Consider the following 16241-nt stretch of genomic DNA (forward strand, 5'->3'; position numbering starts at 1 on the left):
GTTACAGGATACGCACGCGCAGCGAACGGCCCTTGATCTTGCCGTCGTTCAGGCGCTGCAGGGCTTGCATCGCCACGGTACGGTCCACGGCCACATACGCCTGGAAATCGAAGATCGCAATCTTGCCCACCTGTGCACCCGGAATGCCGGCATCGCCAGTCAGTGCGCCAAGAATGTCACCCGGACGAACCTTGTCTTTACGGCCAGCGCCGATGCACAGCGTGGTCATTGGCGGTTGCAGCGGGGCGAGGCCCTGGGACTTGAGGTTATCGACCTGATCCCAGTTCAGTGGCGACTTCTGCAGTTGTTCGATGGCCTGTGCACGGTGCGCTTCACCCGGCGCAACCAGGCTGATCGCGATGCCTTTCTCGCCAGCGCGACCGGTCCGGCCAACGCGGTGAATGTGGATTTCCGAATCGCGGGCCAGTTCGACGTTGATCACCATGTCCAGCGCATCGATGTCCAGACCACGGGCAGCCACGTCGGTGGCGACCAGTACCGAAGTACTGCGGTTGGCGAACATCGCCAGCACCTGATCGCGGTCACGCTGTTCCAGATCGCCGTGCAGGCCGACGGCGGAAATGCCTTTGGCGGTCAGGTGATCGACAGTTTCCTGCACTTGCTGCTTGGTGAAACAGAACGCTACGCAGGACGCCGGGCGGAAGTGGTGCAGGACTTTGGTCACTGCGCTCATGCGATCTTCCGGGGAAATCTCGTAGAAACGCTGCTCGATCTGCGTGTCATCGTGGAACGCCTCGGCTTTCACCGTTTGCGGGTCACGCATGAATTTCGACGCCAGTTGCTTGATGCCCACTGGGTAGGTGGCGGAGAACAGCAGAGTCTGACGGCGCTCCGGGGTCTTGATGATGATGTCTTCGATGGCGTCGTAGAAACCCATGTCGAGCATGCGGTCGGCTTCGTCGAGGATCAGCGTGTTCAGGCCATCGAGCACCAGCGAACCTTTGCGCAGGTGCTGCTGAATGCGGCCCGGGGTGCCGACGATGATGTGCGCGCCGTGTTCCAGCGAAGCGATCTGCGGGCCGAAGGACACGCCGCCGCACAGGGTCAGGACCTTGATGTTGTCTTCGGCACGGGCCAGACGACGGATTTCCTTGGCGACCTGGTCGGCCAGCTCACGCGTCGGGCAGATCACCAGTGCCTGGCAGCCGAAGTAGCGCGGGTTGATCGGGTTGAGCAGGCCGATGCCGAACGCGGCGGTCTTGCCGCTGCCGGTCTTGGCCTGGGCGATCAGGTCCATCCCCTTGAGGATCACCGGCAAGCTCTGCGCCTGGATCGGCGTCATCTGGGCATAACCGAGGGATTCGAGGTTAGCCAGCATGGCGGCGGACAGCGGCAGAGTATTAAAAGCGGTGGCGATGGTGGTCACGGGACTGGCCTGCAAAACAAAATGTCGCGCAGTGTAGCAGCCCCGTGCCACTTTCTTCGAAAGTTCTGGACGAACAGCGGTTAATGTTCGATGTGTTCTTCCGGGCGTTTGGCGCGGCGGCCGTCTTCTTTCGACAGTTGCGAGAAGATCGTTGCCGCGAGCATCGCCATGATTCCGACGGTGACAAAGGTCAGTTGGAAGGCACCGAGCACGGTTTCCACGCCATCGTTACCGACCTCTGCGGTAAACCCGCCCAGCAACGCACCGGCGCAGGCAACCCCCAGGCTCAATGACAACTGCGCCACCACCGACAGCAAGCTGTTGCCGCTGCTGGCGCTGGCGTCATCCAGATCGATCAATGTCACGGTGTTCATCGCCGTAAATTGCAGCGAGTTGATCGCACCGAGAATCGCCAGCAGACACAGCAGCAACCAATACGGCGTTTGCTCGCTGACCAGACCCATGCTCGCCAGCATGATCCCCAATGCCAGCGTGTTACCCGTGAGGACGATGCGATAGCCAAGCCGTTCGATCAGCGGCCGCGCCACCCACTTGGCGATCATCGCCGCTGCGGCCAGCGGCAGCATGCTCATCCCCGCTTGCGACGGTGAATAGCCGAGCGCCACTTGCAGCAGCAACGGCACCAGAAACGGCAATGCACCGCTGCCCAAACGGGCAAAGAGGTTGCCGAGAATACCGACGGCAAAGGTGCGGGTCTTGAACAGCGACGGCGCGAACAGCGGGTTTTCAATGTGCCCGGCACGCAACCAGTACGCCGCCAGACAGGCCATGCCGCCGAACAGCAGCAACATCACGCGCAGGTGCGGCAAGTGCAATTCGCCGAGGCCTTCCATGGCGATGGTGATGAGGATCATCGCCGCGCCGAACAACAGGAAACCGAGGCTATCGAAGCGCGTGCGTTCGGTGCCGCGCAGGTCGGGAATGAATTTCCACACCGCGTAGCAACCGATGACGCCGACCGGCAGGTTGATCAGGAAGATCCAGTGCCATGTCAGGAATTCGACCATCCAGCCGCCCATGGTCGGGCCGATCAACGGGCCGAGCAGGCCGGGGATGGTGATGAAGCCCATGATCCGCACCAGTTCGGATCGCGGGTACGCGCGCAGCACCACCAGTCGCCCGACCGGCAGCATCAGCGCACCACCCAGGCCTTGAATGACGCGGGCGCCGACCAGCATGCTCAGGCTGCTCGACAGCGCACAGAGCAACGAGCCGAAGCTGAACAGCAGAATCGCGCCGAAGAAGATTTTCTTGGTGCCGAAGCGGTCGGCGATCCAGCCTGAGGCAGGGATCAGCAACGCGACGGTGAGCATGTAAGAGATGACCACGCCTTGCATGCGCAATGGATCTTCGGCGAGATCGCGGGCCATGGCGGGCAGCGCGGTGTTGAGGATGGTCCCGTCGAGGGACTGCATGAAGAACGCGATAGCGACGACCCACGGCAACCAGCGGGCGGTGATGGCGTCGAGAGGCGGGCGGTTGGGCATGGAACCTCTTGTCGTTGGAGTTAATGCATATCCATTGTCGAACGCGGTCAGTGTGGGAGCGAGCTTGCTCGCGAAAGCGGTAGGTCAGTCGCCATCAATGTTGAATGACATGGCCTCTTCGCGAGCAAGCTCGCTCCCACAGGTTTTTGCGGTGTTACAGGGTCAAGGTCAAACGGCTGACCAGTGCCCCCGGCAGCAACGCCGACGACGTGTTGCGTTGGCTGTAGGTACTCGCCGACAGCAACAACTCACGCTCGGCGGTCAGCGCTTCCAGCTGCGAACCCAGCAAACTGTAAGCGCTATCGTCAAAACGCATGGTGCTGACCGGCGCCTGGATCTCGCCGTTCTCGACCCAGAAAGTCGCGAAGCGGGTCATGCCGGTCATGCGTGCCGCCGGTTGATCCGAGTAGTTCAGGTACCACAGGTTGCTGATGTACAGCCCGGTGCCCAATTGCTTGAGGATCTCTGTTTGCGACAGATCACCGGCGGCCATGTTCAATGCACTCGGCATTTCACCGCCGCCAGCGCCGTTGGCGGTCAGACCGTATTCGGCGGCACTGCGCGAGCCGACCAGTTGATCGCCAGCCTTGCCTTCGACAATCAAACGCAAATCACTGCGCGGATAACCTTCGCCGGAAAACGCCGGGCTCAGCGATTCGCTGACCTTCTCGTCCAGCGACAGCAGCGGACTGAAGGCCTGATCGCCGACATACAGCTTCTGCAACGGGCTGCTTTTGCTGGCAATCGACTGCGCCGAAAAACCGCCCCAGCTCAGCATGCCCATGATTTCTTCCAGCGCCGCTGGCGCCAGGTACGCGCGGTATTGCCCCGGTGCCAACGTGCGCAACGGACGACCGAGAAATTCCAGTTGCTCGCGTGCCTGGGCAAAGCGCTTGGCAAAACCTTCGCGGCTCCAGTCATGCCCGGCATAGCTGGCTTTCACCGCTTCGCCGTTCTCGTGAAACAGGCTGAAGTCGAAGTTGAAGCTGTTGGCCTGATGCCAGCCAAACGCCCCCGAAGAACTGGCGAAACCACGGCTGATCGGGCCCGCAGCATAGAAGCCGACCAAATCCAGACCTTCAGCTGCTGCGCAGATTTCATCGACAACCTGTTCGGTGTCCGGCAGCGGATGTTCCTGCACGTTCTGGCTCTGCCAGCCGTTGTGATTGAGCAGCAGATACGGATCCTGCGGCAGCAGCGGCAGGGTTTCGCGCAGTTGTTGCAGGCCTTCGGCGAGGCGTTGCAGATCGCCCTCCTGATCACCGGAAAGGGTGACTTGCAGGTCGGCGTGACGTCCGTCGTTGATCAACTTCAGAACGATGTTGGCCTGCTGCACTTGCCCGGCCTGACGCACCTTGGCGTGATTGAAACGCACAAACGCCGAGGATTCAGCAGCGTAGCTGAGGGTGAACTGCTCCGGTTCACGCACGCTGTCGCGCAGCCAATTGACCATGACCTTGAAGGCGTCGGACTGACTCTTCGAAATGCTCATCAGGCGTCTCCCCCAAACACATCAACGTTGCTGAATACGCAGGCCGGCGAAGCGTGGCCGACGCGGATCACCTGGTTCGGTTCACCCTTGCCGCAGTTCGGCGTGCCCAGCACCTTGACGGTGTTGGCGTCGCCGACGGCGCGCAGGCTTTTCCAGAAGTGCGCGGAAATTGCCCGGTAGTTCGGGTTTTTTACCACGCCTTTGAGTTCACCGTTTTCGATCAACTGGCCCCATTCGCAACCGAACTGGAATTTGTTGCGCGCATCGTCAATCGACCACGAACGGTTGGTGCTCATCAGAATGCCGTTCTCGATGCCTTCGATCAGTTTGTTTAAAGGCTGATCGCCCGGCTCGATATTGAGGTTGGCCATGCGGTCGATCGGCGCGCGGTTCCAGCCGCAGGCGCGACTGTTGGCTACGCCTTCCATCCCGGCACGATATTGCGACAGCGCACCGCCCAGCGGCCGCAGCAGCAAGCCATCGCGAATCAGAAATTGTTTGCTTGCTTGAGTGCCGTCGTCGTCATGGCCGTAGCTGGCCAGTTCTTCGGGAATGCCCGGATCGAAGGTCACGTTGAGCAGTTTCGAGCCGTATTGCAGGCTGCCGAAGTCGCTGGCTTTGACGAAACTGGTGCCGGCGTAATTGCGTTCGTCGCCGAGGATGCGGTCGAGTTCCAGCGGATGGCCGATGGATTCGTGGATCTGCAGCATCATTTGATCGGGCATCAACAGCAGGTCGCGCGGGCCTTGCGGGGTGTTCGGCGCGAGCAGCAGTTGCAGCGCCTGATCGGCGACTTGCGGGCCGGCGCCGATCAAACCGCAACGGCTGATCACGTCAGCGCCGCCCTGTTGGCCGAAGTTCTCGCGGCCGAGGCTGCGGGTCTGGCTGTCGTTGCCGTCATAGGCGGTGACGTCGAGGCCTGGGTAAACGAAGCGCTGGGCCTGGCGCAATTGCGCCCCGGCGCTGCTCAGGTAGATCTGCTCGACGTGGGTAATGCCAATGCTCACCTGCCAATTCACCAGGCGCTCATCCTTTGGCACCGAGGCGGATTCCGCGCCGAGCAACTCAAAGCATTCGCTCAGGGACGGAAAGGGTTGTTCGAGATTGGGCGAAAAGTAATCAGCACGATCGCTGGACACTGGCTGATCGCGCAGGTCGAGCAAGGCGTGCGGCTTGAGCCGGCGCGCTTGCTGCTCGGCGCGTTCGAGGGCGGCTTGCAGACCTTGTTGCGACAGGTCATTGGTCGCGGCATAGGCTTCAACGCCGTTGACGCGCACGGTGAGCATCGCGCCTTCGTCGCGGCTCAGGCTCGGCGGTTCGGCGACATTCTTGCGTACCGACAGGTACTGGCCGGACTCGCGTACATACCGCAGGGAAAAAAACTCAGCGCCCGTGCGCAAGGCAGCAAAGCGCTGCTTGAGCTGGGGGTGGAAATCGAACATTCGGGAACCTCCTTGTCAGGGGGAAGCGGTAGAGCAGCGGCGGGGAGGGGTGAAACGGTTGCGCGAGGTCTAGAGTAGGCCTGCGTGGGGGTAGGATCAAGTGAAGAGGGGGGGTAGGAGGATTTACTGTGCAGCGAGGGAATTTGTGCTGAATGTGAGGGCCCCTTCGCGAGCAGGCTCGCTCCCACATTTGATTTGTGAACGACACAGATCCAGTGTGGGAGCGAGCCTGCTCGCGAAGGCCGCGCCTCGGTATTACGTCTTACTGAGCAGCCGGGGTGATATCACGCATCGGCTTGCCCTTCACCGGTGCATCGCCCGCGACGTAGTACGGTGCGGTGCTGCGCGGCAGCGGCTGGCGGCCACGGATCTTGTCGGCGATTTTCTCGGCGATCATGATCGTCGGCGCGTTCAGGTTGCCGGTGGTGATGATCGGCATGATCGAGGCATCGACCACACGCAGGCTCTGCATGCCGTGTACGCGACCTTCGCCATCGACCACAGCCATCTCGTCGGTGCCCATCTTGCACGAGCAGGACGGGTGGAACGCAGTTTCGGCGTGCTCGCGGATGAACTTGTCCAGCTGCTCATCGGTTTGCACTTCGATGCCCGGGCTGATTTCGCGACCACGGAAAGCGTCCAGCGCAGGCTGTTGCATGATTTCACGGGTCAGGCGGATGCCGTCGCGGAACTCCTGCCAGTCTTGCTCGGTGGCCATGTAGTTGAACAGGATGCTCGGGTGCTGGCGCGGGTCTTTCGACTTGGCCTGGATGCGACCACGGCTCGGCGAACGCATGGAACCCATGTGCGCCTGGAAACCGTGCTCTTTCACACCGTTGCTGCCGTTGTAGTTAATCGCTACCGGCAGGAAGTGGTACTGGATGTTCGGCCATTCGAATTCCGGACGCGAACGGATGAAACCGCCGGCTTCGAACTGGTTGCTGGCGCCGATACCGGTGCCGTTGAACAGCCATTCGGCACCGATGGCCGGCTGGTTGTACCAGAGCAGCGACGGGTACAGCGAAACCGGCTGAGTGCAAGCGTATTGCAGGTACAGCTCAAGGTGATCCTGCAGGTTTTCACCGACGCCCGGCAGGTCGTGAACGACCGGGATGTCGAGGCTTTCCAGCAGTTTCGCCGGGCCTACGCCGGAGCGCTGCAGAATCTGCGGCGAAGCGATGGCGCCGGAGCACAGCAGGACTTCTTTGCGCGCCTTGGCTTCAACACGCTCTTCAGCGTCGCCAACCAGGTAACGCACGCCAACAGCACGCTTGCCTTCAAACAGAATCTTGTCGGTCAGGGCGTGGGTGACGATGGTCAGGGTCGAACGCTTTTTCGCGGTGTCGAGGTAGCCACGGGCGGTGGAAGCACGACGGCCGTTTGGCGTCACGGTGCGGTCCATCGGGCCGAAGCCTTCCTGTTGATAACCGTTCAAGTCTTCGGTGCGCGGGTAACCGGCTTGCACGCCAGCTTCAACCATGGCGTGGAACAGCGGGTTGTTGCCAGCCTTCGGCGTGGTCACGCTGACCGGACCTTCGCCACCGTGGTAATCGTTCGGGCCGATGTCGCGGGTTTCGGCTTTGCGGAAGTACGGCAGGCAGTCGAGGTACGACCAGTTTTCCAGGCCTGGCAGTTTTGCCCAGCCGTCGTAGTCCATCGCGTTACCACGGATGTAGCACATGCCGTTGATCAGCGAAGAGCCGCCGAGGCCTTTGCCGCGACCGCATTCCATCCGACGACCGTCCATGTGTGGCTCTGGATCGGTTTCGTACGCCCAGTTGTAACGACGGCCTTGCAGCGGGAACGCCAGTGCGGCGGGCATTTGCGTGCGGAAGTCGAAACGGTAGTCCGGGCCGCCTGCTTCGAGCAGCAGAACGGTGACGCCAGCGTCTTCAGTCAGACGGGTCGCCAGGGTGTTACCGGCCGAGCCGGCACCGATGATGATGTAATCGAATTCTTGGGACATTGAATGCACCCTCTTTAGATGTGGTCAGGTCGGGCCTGACGAGTGCTTTGCACTCGATTCGCGAGCGGGCTCGCTCCCACAGGAGACACTGCTCCAATGTGGGAGTGAGCCTGCTCGCGAAGACGGCCTCGCGAGCAATACAAGACTCGGGTCTTAGAACACCGAAACGTAATCGCCCAGCTCGACCTGTACCGATTTGATGCGGGTGAAGTTGTTCAGCGAGCTGATGCCGTTCTCACGACCAACACCCGACTGCTTGTAACCGCCGACCGGCATTTTTGCGTCGGACTCGCCCCAGGCGTTGATCCAGCAGATACCGGCTTCCAGTTGATGAATCACGCGGTGGGCGCGGTTCAGGTCTTTGGTGACGATACCGGCGGCCAGGCCGAAGTCGGTGTCGTTGGCGCGGCGGATCACTTCTTCTTCGGTTTCGTAGGAGAGGATCGCCATCACCGGGCCAAAGATTTCTTCGCGGACGATGGTCATGTCGTCGGTGCAATCGGTGAACACGGTTGGTGCCACGAAGGCGCCTTTGGCGAATTCGCCGTCGGTCAGACGGTCGCCGCCGCACAGGACGCGGGCACCTTCTTCTTTGCCTTTGGCGATGTAGCCCAGCACGCTTTCCATGTGCGCGAAGCTGACCAGCGGGCCGAAGTTGGTGTTTTCGTCTTCCGGGTTGCCGACGCGGATGCGTGCAACGCGCTCAACGATCTTGGCTTCGAAAGCGGCTTTCAGGTGCGCCGGAACGAACACGCGAGTGCCGTTGGTGCAGACCTGACCGGAGCTGTAGAAGTTGGCCATCATCGCGGTGTCGGCAGCGCGATCGAGGTCGGCGTCGTCGCAGATGATCAGCGGGGACTTGCCGCCCAGTTCCATGGTCACGTCTTTCAGCGACGAAGCCGAAGCGCTGGCCATGACTTTCTTGCCGGTGTCGGTGCCGCCGGTGAAGGAGATTTTTTCGATGCGTGGGTGCTCGGTCAACCAGGTGCCGACTTCGCGGCCGCTGCCGGTCAGGACGTTGAACACGCCGTTTGGCAGGCCGGCTTCGGTGAAGATCTCGGCCAGTTTCAGGGTGGTCAGCGAGGTGACTTCGCTTGGCTTGAAGATCATCGCGTTACCGGCCGCCAGGGCTGGAGCGGATTTCCACAGCGCGATCTGGATCGGGTAGTTCCACGCGCCGATACCGGCGACAACGCCCAGCGGCTCGCGACGGGTGTAAACAAAAGAGGTGTCACGCAGCGGAATCTGCTCGCCTTCGATCGCCGGCACCAGGCCTGCATAGTATTCCAGCACGTCAGCGCCGGTAACGATGTCGACGTACTTGGTTTCGGAGAAGGATTTACCGGTGTCCAGGGTTTCCAGCGCGGCCAGCTCATCGTTGCGCTCGCGCAGGATGTCGACGGCACGACGCAGGATGCGCGAACGCTCCATGGCGGTCATTGCAGCCCAGATTTTCTGGCCCTTTTCAGCAGCGACCACAGCGCGCTCGACGTCTTCCTTGGTCGCACGTTGCACTTGGGCGAGGACTTCACCGTTCGCCGGGTTGATGGCTTCGAAGGTGGCATCGCTGCCAGCGTCGGAGTACGCGCCATCGATGTAAAGTTTTTGCAGTTCGAAACGGGCCATAGTGTCCTCGCAAGTGCATTAGTGGTTGGCGTTGACCACCGCGGTGAGGCTGCGGTGGCAGTGAGGGGCCGAGCGTTTTCTGTGTGCTCTAGCTCACCTTCTTGGCCAATTGGAAATCCATGTATTCGTAAGCGATCTGTTGCGCCTGCGCTGTGTCGAAAGCGTCTCCCGACAACGCGCCGCGCAACCACAAACCGTCAATCAACGCTGCCAGGCCACGCGCTGCGGTGCGCGCATCTTCGAGCGGCAACACACGGCGGAACTCGCAGCACAGGTTGGAATACAGGCGGTGATCGTTGATCCGCTGCAACCTGTGCAAAGACGGCTGGTGCATGCTGGTGGCCCAGAAGGCCAGCCAGGTTTTCATTGCCGGGCCATTGACCTGGCTGGCGTCGAAGTTGCCTTCGATGATCACCTGCAGATGCGCCCGTGGGCTGTCATCTGCCAGCGCTTGGCGGCGCAGGGTGACGTTCTCGCTGAGGACGCTCATCAGATACCGCATCGTGGCGGCAATCAGGCCGTTCTTGTCCTGAAAGTAATGACTGATGATGCCATTCGAGACACCGGCCAAACGGGCGATCAGCGCAATGCTGGCGTCCCCCATTCCGACCTGATCGACCGCCTGCAATGTGGCTTCGATCAGTTGTTGGCGGCGGATGGGTTGCATACCGACCTTGGGCATCTTGCACATCTCCTTAGGCCTTCCGAGCGGCGAATCACGCCTATCGGATTGACGGCCAGTCTATTTTGTTTTGATTGAACGTTCAATCAACAAAGAATAAGATCTGCGACAAATCGTCGCTGCCTACAGATTTTTCCTGCGTGTAAGTGGCGATAAAACCGACATTCGAAAAAGCTCGAAACCTGCGTGGGGCATGGCGCGGTTCGCGATTCGATGGACGTGTTGAAAGGGCAAGACGCTCAGGGCCAGGTTTCGGATGAACGTCCGTCCACCTTCGGCCACGAAAGCGATTCGCAGCGCCATTTCGGCAGGTTCGGGCATTTTTCGGGGTGTCTTTATATCACCCGCCGGTCGGCTGCCAACTAACCGATTGGTCGGGTTCCGTGTTGCCTTGTGTTCTTCTCTCGCACTGCCTGGAGCATTTGTGCCATGAGTTCTGCCTCGCTTATAAAGACCCCGCCCGAGAAGGTGACGGTCAACGGTTGGGTGTTTTACACCTCTACCGCGCTGATTCTGTTGTTGACCGCCATTCTGATTATCGCCCCGCAAGAGGCCGGCAGACTGTTGGGTATCGCTCAGGCCTGGTTGTCGCGCAGCTTCGGCTGGTACTACATGGTGGTGATCGCCGCCTACCTGGTATTCGTCGTCGGCCTGGCGTTTTCCTCGTACGGCAAACTCAAACTGGGCAGCAAGGATGACACCCCGGATTTCAGTTACGGCGCCTGGGCGGGGATGCTGTTCTCGTCGGGTATCGGTATTTCGCTGCTGTACTTCGGCGCGTCCGAGCCGCTGGATCACTACTTCAATCCGCCGGAAGGCGCATCGGCCAGCAACCTGGCTGCGCGTCAGGCAGTACAGCTGACTTTCCTGCACTGGGGCCTGCACGGCTGGGCGATTTACGCACTGGTCGGTCTGGCCGTGGCGTACTTTGCTTACCGTCATAACCAGCCACTGGCACTGCGTTCGGCGTTGTATCCGCTGGTCGGCGAACGTTGGGTCAAGGGCGCGGCCGGTCACGCGGTGGACGGCTTCGGCATGTTCGTGACCCTGCTGGGTCTGGTGACGAACCTGGGGATCGGTTCGCTGCAAGTGTCTTCGGGCCTGGAAAACCTGTTCGGCATGGAACACAGCAACACTAACCTTTTGATCGTGATCATCGTGATGAGCACCGTGGCGACCATCGCTGCCGTGTCCGGCGTGGAAAACGGCATCCGTCGTCTGTCCAACCTGAACATCGTGCTGTTCAGCGGTCTGCTGATTTTCGTCTTGCTGTTCGGCCCGACCCTGCACCTGCTCAATGGCTTCGTGCAGAACATCGGCGATTACCTCAACGGTATCGTGCTGAAAACCTTCGACCTTTATGTGTACGAGGGCGACAACGCCAAGTCCGAGCGCTGGATGGGCCTGTGGACCCTGTTCTACTGGGCGTGGTGGATTTCCTGGGCGCCATTCGTCGGCATGTTCATCGCGCGTATTTCCCGTGGTCGTACCGTGCGTGAACTGGTGGCTGGCGTGCTGCTGATTCCACTGGGCTTTACCTTGGCCTGGCTGTCGATCTTCGGTAACTCGGCGCTGGACCTGGTGATGAACCATGGGGCGGTGGAGCTCGGCAAAACGGCGCTGGAACAGCCGTCGATGGCGATCTATCAATTGCTTGAGCACTACCCGGCGTCGAAAGTCGTCATCGGTGTGTCGATCTTTGTCGGCTTCGTGCTGTTCCTGACCCCGGCCGACTCCGGCGCGGTGATGATGGCGAATCTGTCCTGCAAGGGCGGCAACGTCGACGAAGATGCGCCGCACTGGCTGCGGATCTTCTGGTCGGTGGTGATCACGCTGGTGACCATCGGTCTGCTGTTCGCCGGTAACTTTGAAGCCATGCAAACCATGGTGGTACTGGCCGGTCTGCCGTTCTCGGTGGTGCTGGTGTTCTTCATGTTCGGCCTGCACAAGGCGATGCGCCAGGACGTGCAGATCGAACAAGAGCAGGCGCAACTGGCCGAGCGCGGTCGTCGTGGTTTCAGCGAGCGTCTGACGCAACTGGACCTGCAACCGAGCCAATCGGTAGTGCAGCGCTTTATGGACAAGCAGGTCAGCCCGGCGCTGGAAGATGCCACCGCGCAAATGCGTGCGCAGGGTCTGGAAGTGCAGACGCTGTTGGGTAAATCCAAGCGCTGCATGGGCGTGCGCGTCGAGATGGAAGAGGGCAACCCTTTCGTCTACGAAGTCAGCCTGGACGGCTATCTGGCGACCCCGACCGAATCGGCTCAATCCGATGAAGCGCGCCAGCGTTACTACCGCGCTGAAGTGTATTTGCACAACGGCAGCCAGGATTACGACCTGATGGGCTTCACGCAGGATCAGATCACGCGCGATGTGCTCGATCAGTTTGAAAGCCATCGGCAGCTCCTTGGCCGGGTGTACAGCTAAAGTCAAAAGCTTGCCCTCACCCCAGCCCTCTCCCCAAGGGAGAGGGAGAAAGGGAGCAGATCGGGGGCTTTTCAATACCTGAGTTCGACTCGATTTCTCAGGTCGATGTAGCTTGAAAATACAACTCGGTCAGTCCCCTCTCCCTCTGGGAGAGGGCTAGGCGGGCGGCGTTCCGATGAGGGGCTTTTCCCTGACCCAATAAAAAAGGGATCGCTCACCGCGATCCCTTTTTTTATCCCGCCTTAACCGAGGTTCTTGCCCAACAGCGCGTGATACAACTCGCTGTCACCCAAGATCCCCACCACATGATTGTCATCGTGCAGCACCAGCTTGTTGCCGGTCTGATAACGAATCTGCAACGCATCACGCATGCCGATATTCGAATCCACCAGCGTCGGCTTGCGCTCCAGCCCCTCAACCGCTTGCCCCGGTGCCCAGTTCTGCAGGTTCAACACTGAACCATTCTGCCGCGCACCCTTGATGGTGTTGCCTTCAGCCAGGTCCAGCCACGAGTCGCCGCCCGGATCGAGACACACCGAACCGTTGATACGTTTGCACTTGTCCAGTGTGCGCATCAGGCTGCGACCGCAGAGCACATTGAGCGGATTGGTGTGCGCGACGAAGGTGCGCACATAATCATCCGCCGGGTTCAGCACGATCTCTTCCGGCACGCTGTACTGGATGATCCGGCCGTCCTTCATGATCGCGATGCGGCTACCGAGTTTCAGCGCCTCGTCGAGGTCGTGACTCACGAACACAATGGTCTTGTTCAGCTTGCGTTGCAGTTCCAGCAGTTCATCCTGCAAGCCCTGACGAATCAGCGGGTCGAGCGCCGAGAACGGTTCGTCCATCAGCAGTATGTCGGCGTCCATCGCCAGTGCCCGCGCCAGACCGACACGCTGCTGCATGCCGCCGGAGAGTTCGTCAGGCTTCTTGTTGCGCCATTGGGTCAGGCCAACCAGTTCGAGTTTTTCGTCGACGAGCTTCTTGCGTTCCTTCTCCGGGCGACCCTGCATTTCCAGACCGAAACTGATGTTCTCGCGCACCGTCAGCCAAGGCATCAGGGCGAACTTCTGGAACACCATGGCGATGCGCTTGGTGCGCATCATTTTCAGCTCGGCCGGGGTGCAGGAGGCGATGTCGATCTGGCGGTTTTCATGCTCGACGAACAGCTTGCCGCGACTCACGGTGTTGAGGCCGTTGATGCAGCGCAGCAGGCTCGACTTGCCGGAACCCGACAGGCCCATCAGCACGCAGATCTCGCCTTTGTTGATGTCCAGCGTGGCTTTTTCCACGCCGACAATCTGTCCGGTCTTCTTCAGGATTTCGTTGCGGGTCATGCCCTGATCCAGCAGCTTGAGCGCCTCGCGTGGATCCTTGGAGAAGATTACGTCGACGTCTTCGAAGCGAATTATGCTCATGCGTCACCCCCTACTTTGGCGTCGGGTTGTTTGCAGATACGGTCGAGCATGATCGCCAGCAGTACGATCGCCAGGCCCGCTTCGAAGCCCAGGGCGATATCAGCAGTGTTCAGTGCGTTGACCACCGGTTTGCCGAGTCCGTCGGCGCCTACCAGTGCCGCGATCACCACCATCGACAACGACAGCATGATGCACTGGGTGATGCCGGCAGCGATGCTCGGCATGGCGTGAGGCAGTTCGATCCGTGAGAGCAATTGGCGACGCGAGCAGCCGAAGGCCTTGCCGGCGTCCATCAGTTCTTGCGGGACATCGCGGATGCCCAGGTAGGTCAGGCGGATCGGCGCAGCGATGGCGAACACCACCGTGGAGATCAGGCCCGGCACCACACCCAGCCCGAAGAGGGTCAGGGTAGGAATGAGGTAAACGAAGGTCGGTACGGTCTGCATCAGATCGAGTACCGGACGCATTAAAGTGTAGAACATCGGTTTGTGCGCGGCGACGATGCCCAACGGCACGCCGATGACCACGCAGACCAGGGTCGCGAACATGACCTGGGCGAGGGTTTCCATGGTTTCCTGCCAGTACCCCAGATTGAGGATCAGCAGAAAGGAAGCGATAACGAAAACGGTCAATCCCCATTTGCGCTGGATGAAATGCGCGAGCAGGGCGATGAGGCCGATCAAGACAAAAGGGTTGAACCAGGTCAGCGCAAACGTCACGCCGTGGATCATCGTTTCCAGGGTCACGGCGATTGCGTCGAACGTGCTGGCGCCGTGTTGCGTCAACCATTCAACGAAGCCCGCGATGTACTGGCCTAGAGGTATTTTCTGATCAATCAGCATGGTAGTGAACGTCCGCATGCAAGGAAATAAACAGCCCGGACGGCCGCAGCCGTCCGGCATAAGCGATTACTGAAGCTTGGCTTTCACGGCCTCCAGGCCAGGTTTACCGTCAATGGTGGTCACGCCAGCGAGCCAGGTATCGAGCACTTGTGGATTCTTTTTCAGCCAGGCCTTGGCGGCCGCGTCAGGCTTCATCTTGTCGTCGAGGATGTTGCCCATCAGTTCGCTTTCCATGTCGACGGTGAACTCCAGGTTCTTCAGCAACTGACCGACGTTGCTGCACTCCGCGGCGTAACCCTTGCGGGTGTTGGTCGCCACGGTTGCAGCACCGAAATCGGGGCCGAAGAAATCATCGCCGCCGGTCAGGTATTGAATCTTGAAGCGCTTGTTCATCGGGTGCGGCGCCCAGCCGAGGAAGACCACGGCGGTGTCGCGTTTCTGCGCGCGATCAACCTGCGAGAGCATGCCCGCTTCCGAGGATTCGACGACTTTGAAACCGGCGGTCTTCAGGCCGAAGGCGTCCTTGTCGATCATGCTCTGAATCAGCCGGTTACCGTCGTTGCCAGGCTCGATCCCGTAGATCTTGCCGTCGAGCTCTTTCTTGAATTTGGCGATGTCGGCGAAGTCATGCAGACCTTTGTCATACAAGGCTTGCGGCACGGCGAGGGTGTATTTGGCGCCCTTGAGGTTGGTGCGCACGGTTTCCACGGTGCCGGCGTCGCGGTAGGCCTTGATGTCGTTTTCCATGGTCGGCATCCAGTTGCCGAGGAACACGTCCATGTTCTTGCCGTCGGCCAGCGACTTGTAGGTCACGGGCACGGAGATCATGGTGGTCTTGGTCTTGTAACCGAGGGCGTTGAGCACGACGGAGGTGGTGGCGGTGGTCGCGGTGATGTCGGTCCAGCCGACATCGGAGAAGTTAACGGTACTGCACTGCGCCGGTTCTGCAGCTTGCGCCAGTAACGGCAGACTCAGCATGGCGGCCAACAACAACGACGGGGAACCTTTCATGGATGGACTCCTTGGTGTTTTTTTTGGCAGTGTTCCGACTGTGGACCACCGCACTTATAGGTTGCGGTTGGATGGCGTTCTGGAGACAGCTCTACCACGGCGCCTTGCAATCGAGTCACAACGATCATGTACCAGTGAAAATCTGACGCCTACAGGGGGGGTCGTATCCAGTACAGGGATGGTCGTATCTAGTGTCGGTGACGTCGTTTACAGCTTTTTTCAGCCCCCGATGGCCATCTGAACCGCAAAAAAACGGCGAAAAACCGGGGCGAAAACGGCGCGGCGCTGGTGGACATGAGTGCGTCGGTGTCAGACGCCGTGCGCTCCGACAAAAGCCTGATGATGCGGGCATTCCGGCGGATCGCAGCTTGAGCGTAGCAGCTCCGCCAGCGGGCGCTTTTGCGTCCCGGACCGGCACCCTCAGGAGCTCTGCAGCA

The 16241-nt window shown here is 60.3% G+C and carries 11 protein-coding genes; 1 reads left to right on the forward strand and 10 read right to left on the reverse strand.

The genetic code is table 11. The features are described 5' to 3' along the window. Position 1: 1 nt before the first annotated feature. The 7 genes from dbpA to betI all read right to left on the reverse strand — a co-directional run bounded on the left by dbpA (position 2) and on the right by betI (position 10103). Positions 2-1339, reverse strand: a complete 1338-nt coding sequence (gene dbpA, locus A8O26_RS18020) for an ATP-dependent RNA helicase DbpA (protein ID WP_238704423.1) — start codon at positions 1337-1339, stop codon at positions 2-4. A gap of 128 nt (positions 1340-1467) precedes the next feature. Beyond that, positions 1468-2895 (reverse strand): multidrug transporter subunit MdtD, encoded by a 1428-nt coding sequence (gene mdtD / locus A8O26_RS18025; protein ID WP_064119188.1) that lies wholly within the window; start codon positions 2893-2895, stop codon positions 1468-1470. Positions 2896-3049: 154 nt separating this feature from the next. After that, positions 3050-4387: a TldD/PmbA family protein gene (locus A8O26_RS18030; protein WP_064119189.1), complete on the reverse strand. Its 1338-nt coding sequence runs from the start codon at positions 4385-4387 to the stop codon at positions 3050-3052. Further along, the gene (locus tag A8O26_RS18035) at positions 4387-5829 is read right to left on the reverse strand and encodes a TldD/PmbA family protein (RefSeq protein ID WP_064119190.1); all 1443 of its coding nucleotides are present in this window, start codon (positions 5827-5829) and stop codon (positions 4387-4389) included. Before A8O26_RS18035 ends, A8O26_RS18030 begins: the two co-directional genes overlap by 1 nt. A 262-nt stretch (positions 5830-6091) precedes the next feature. Beyond that, the gene (gene betA / locus A8O26_RS18040; RefSeq protein ID WP_064119191.1) at positions 6092-7795 is read right to left on the reverse strand and encodes a choline dehydrogenase; all 1704 of its coding nucleotides are present in this window, start codon (positions 7793-7795) and stop codon (positions 6092-6094) included. A gap of 153 nt (positions 7796-7948) precedes the next feature. After that, positions 7949-9421 carry a betaine-aldehyde dehydrogenase gene (gene betB, locus A8O26_RS18045; RefSeq protein WP_064119192.1) on the reverse strand — a complete coding sequence of 491 codons (1473 nt, stop codon included), beginning with the start codon at positions 9419-9421 and terminating at the stop codon, positions 7949-7951. Between the two features lie 88 nt (positions 9422-9509). Continuing rightward, on the reverse strand, positions 9510-10103 hold the full coding sequence (gene betI / locus A8O26_RS18050; RefSeq protein WP_053124587.1) for a transcriptional regulator BetI: 594 nt from the start codon (positions 10101-10103) through the stop codon (positions 9510-9512). 429 nt (positions 10104-10532) lie between these two features. Here betI and betT point away from each other — a divergent pair, with 429 nt between their 5' ends. After that, entirely contained in the window at positions 10533-12530 is a 1998-nt protein-coding gene (betT, locus tag A8O26_RS18055) for a choline BCCT transporter BetT (RefSeq protein WP_038363124.1), read from the forward strand. A gap of 242 nt (positions 12531-12772) precedes the next feature. On the opposite strand, the gene choV is transcribed toward betT, so the two are convergent. The 3 genes from choV to A8O26_RS18070 form a co-directional block, all read right to left on the reverse strand. Then, on the reverse strand, positions 12773-13951 hold the full coding sequence (gene choV / locus A8O26_RS18060; protein ID WP_064119193.1) for a choline ABC transporter ATP-binding protein: 1179 nt from the start codon (positions 13949-13951) through the stop codon (positions 12773-12775). Beyond that, positions 13948-14793 carry a choline ABC transporter permease subunit gene (choW, locus tag A8O26_RS18065; protein WP_007962645.1) on the reverse strand — a complete coding sequence of 282 codons (846 nt, stop codon included), beginning with the start codon at positions 14791-14793 and terminating at the stop codon, positions 13948-13950. Before choW ends, choV begins: the two co-directional genes overlap by 4 nt. A gap of 66 nt (positions 14794-14859) precedes the next feature. Continuing rightward, positions 14860-15804, reverse strand: a complete 945-nt coding sequence (locus A8O26_RS18070) for a choline ABC transporter substrate-binding protein (protein ID WP_064119194.1) — start codon at positions 15802-15804, stop codon at positions 14860-14862. Positions 15805-16241 lie beyond the last annotated feature (437 nt).

The sequence above is a fragment of the Pseudomonas fluorescens genome (genome assembly GCF_001648775.1).
GTDB lineage: Bacteria > Pseudomonadota > Gammaproteobacteria > Pseudomonadales > Pseudomonadaceae > Aquipseudomonas > Aquipseudomonas fluorescens_M.